Below are 3,135 nucleotides of genomic sequence, written 5' to 3'. Positions count from 1 at the left end.
TGAACTTAATAATCTGGGTGATGTTGCAGATTTTATCAATATCAGCACAATGATATCCTGGCAACGAATGATTCTGGCAGCTTTTGAACTATTGATGTCAGCCGACGTCAATATGGTATCCAAATTTTATTATGAACAACTACAGAATACTGGCGGTTTAAAGCTATTTTTAGACCTTCTTATAAACCATCAATCCCAGATTAGCGATCATCCCATTCGGGGGCCTACTGCATTTGCCTGGGATTATTATCAACAATCCGGTGGGTCAGAGCAAGACACTGTCTTTTTACATATGACCTTCTGGTTATTTGGCCGGGCATCTCAGCATAGAAATTAACTGCCAGTATCCCGCACAGGTGAAGTGCGCACAAAAATCCTGATGGTTTTATCTGACACCATCGTAATTTTTATAAAGCCTTCTTTTTTCTATAAAATTTCATAGTTTGAATTTTTTTTCAATGTTTTTAACCTTCTCACACAGGCCTGCAATCATTGTCTTGGATGTTTCTGTTATAGTCTGAGTCAAAAATATGATGCATACCCTTAAGAGCAGAAACTAAGGAAAAAGCATGGTTGAGAAGAGAACTTTAAGGTCACACGTAGAAATTAATAATTTGGACCTGAGGTACGAAAAATTCAGGTTAAAATCCAAAAGAATTGAAAGGGCATTACTTGCCTCGATTATTGAACATGATATCCAGGAGCCACTTAAGGGCATTGATCTTGGAGACGGGACTAAAATTCTTCTTGATGGATTTAAACGATACAGGTGTGCAAAAAAGCTTAATATCGGAATGGTTCCCTATAGTTCTTTTGGAAGTGATGAGCCCCTTGGCATTATCAAGCTTATCAGGAACTCAATCGCCCGCCCCCTTACGATCCTGGAACAGGCAAAAATGATTGATGAACTTAAAAAGGTACATGGCATGACCCATGGAGATATTGCCGATCTTCTTCAAAAAAGTAAAGCATGGGTGAGCATGCGGGCCGGTATTCTTGGTGAAATGAGTGAGTACGTGGCAAAGCGGGTATTTAACGGAGATTTTCCTGTTTATTCATTTATGTACACACTGCGAAAGTTCATACGTATGAACTCAATTAGAAAAAATGAGATTGATGAGTTTGTAAAATTGGTTGCCGGTAAAGGGTTGAGCATCCGTGACATTGAACTTTTGGCTAACGGGTTTTTCAAAGGGTCTGATAATTTACGGCAACAGATCAAAGAGGGCCATATCACCTGGGGTCTGAATCAGTTAAAGAAAATATCAGGTCGGACAACAGAGTGTACAAATGCAGAACAAAAGATGCTCAGAGATCTTGAGTCTGTACAACGATATATGCAAAAAATCACCTATAGTGCCAGGAATGACCGCCTTGGCAGTGATATCTTTCAGGTTCAGGCAAGTCTTTTGGTTCAAGGGGTCATTGATATTATGGATAATTTTATCATCGCTGTGAGGGATCTATATGATCGATGTGAACAAGCGTAAAGCAATTTTCCTTCTTCATAATGAAGGAATGGGTATTCGAGAAATATCCCGCAAACTTAAGGTCAGCACCAATACCGTCGGTAATATTATTGACCAGAAGGGCCGGCTCCCGGAAACAATAAGGCAGGACAAAATAAATGTTGACCCTGAACTTCTCAGGAAGCTTCATACAAAATGTGATGGTTATGTCCAGAGAATCCATGAGATTCTTATTGAAGAAGAAGGAATTTTGATCGGGTATTCCACATTGACACGCAATATACGTGAACTGAATCTTGGGCAACCAAAAAACCAGCGCTGTGACCAGAAACCTGATGAACCAGGAGCAGAAATGCAGCACGATACAAGTCCTTATACCGTAAAATTTGGAACAAACCGGGTCAAGGTCGTTGCCAGCATCATTTATATGAGATACTCAAAGATGCGGTATTTAAAATTTTATCATTCATTCAACCGGTTTGCCATGAAGTGCTTTATCCATGAAGCGCTGACCTTCTGGGGATATGCCGCTCCGATCTGTATCATTGACAACACCAATCTTGCCCGCCTTCGGGGAACCGGTAAAAATGCTGTTATGGCCCCTGAGATGAAACAATTTGCCAAACAATATGGATTTGAATTTATCTGCCACGAAGTAAGGCATTCCAATAGGAAAGCCGGCAATGAACGCAGCTTTTATACAGTAGAAACCAATTTTTTTCCAGGCCGTAACTTTGAAACCATAGAGGACATGAACCAACAGGCATTTGACTGGGCAACCATCAGGCTGCCAAACAGGCCGGTAAGTAAAACAAAAATGATCCCGACCAAGGCATTTGAGTATGAACAATCTTTTCTTGAGAAGCTGCCTGCCTATATCACGCCTCCTTATATTGCCCATGAAAGAGGGACGGATCAATATGGGTATGCCGCTGTTAACGGGAACTTTTACTGGGTGCCGGGAAAAACAAGGTTTGATGTAAAAATTGTGCAGTTCTGTGACCATTTGGAGATCTACTATAAAAGAAAAAAACTGGCAGAATACCAATTGCCCATGGATGGTGTTAAGAATAAAAAATTCAGTCCAAAGGGAGAACCAAAACCAAAATACCAGCCAAACAACCGGAAAAGACCCACAGCAGGCGAGGAAAAAATTTTACGCTCTACAGCTCCTGAAGTGGATGCCTATCTTACTTTTGTTCTTACAATGAAGGGCAAGACAAAGCACAGATTGATCCGACAATTATACACTCTGCATAAAAAAACTGCCCTGTCTGTGTTTGCCCAGGCCCTCAAGCGAGCCTTGAAATACAGAATCAAAAATGTGGATACCATTGAGAATATTATCCGGCTGCTTTTAAAACAATCAAACTATGAAATGCCGTTGCCTGAAATCAATGAAGAGTTCACAAAAAGACCGGCATATCTTGAAAGCCGGTTTGCCGATGAGGCGGATCTATCAATTTACAAAAATAAGGAATAACAATGGATGAAGAGTTTGAAAAAATGCTTAAATATCTCGGGTTGAGAGGCTTGCTTGCCAACTGGGACCATTATATCGACATTGCCAGGAAAGGCGGTTTCTCATCTGTCCGGCTTTTAAAGTATGTGGTTGAGCAAGAGTACAAAACCAAGCAGGAAAATGCCAGAAAACGAAGGATAAGTC

General features: G+C 40.7%; 3 protein-coding genes and 1 pseudogene. All 4 read left to right on the top strand.

Annotated elements, in window-relative coordinates:
• On the top strand, positions 1–337 hold a 337-nt coding region (locus K8S13_RS24800; RefSeq protein WP_291466407.1), incomplete at its 5' end, for a hypothetical protein.
• 232 nt (positions 338–569) lie between these two features.
• Positions 570–1,490: a KorB domain-containing protein gene (locus tag K8S13_RS24795; RefSeq protein WP_291466406.1), complete on the top strand. Its 921-nt coding sequence runs from the start codon at positions 570–572 to the stop codon at positions 1,488–1,490.
• Entirely contained in the window at positions 1,468–2,952 is a 1,485-nt protein-coding gene (locus K8S13_RS24790; protein ID WP_291466405.1) for a helix-turn-helix domain-containing protein, read from the top strand. The genes K8S13_RS24795 and K8S13_RS24790 overlap by 23 nt, the downstream gene beginning before the upstream one ends.
• Positions 2,953–2,954: 2 nt before the next feature.
• Positions 2,955–3,135 (top strand): annotated as a pseudogene (locus tag K8S13_RS24785) (hypothetical protein); the annotation flags it as partial.

It is taken from the genome of Desulfobacula sp., from assembly GCF_021107415.1.
The sequence above is the reverse complement of the archived record's forward strand: the minus strand, read 5'-3'. Positions and strand labels throughout refer to the sequence as shown.

Excerpts from the sequence above, each read along its gene's own strand:
- K8S13_RS24795 (WP_291466406.1), top strand. The coding sequence starts at position 570 with ATGGTTGAGAAGAGAACTTTAAGGTCACACGTAGAAATTAATAATTTG.
- K8S13_RS24790 (WP_291466405.1), top strand. The coding sequence starts at position 1,468 with ATGATCGATGTGAACAAGCGTAAAGCAATTTTCCTTCTTCATAATGAA.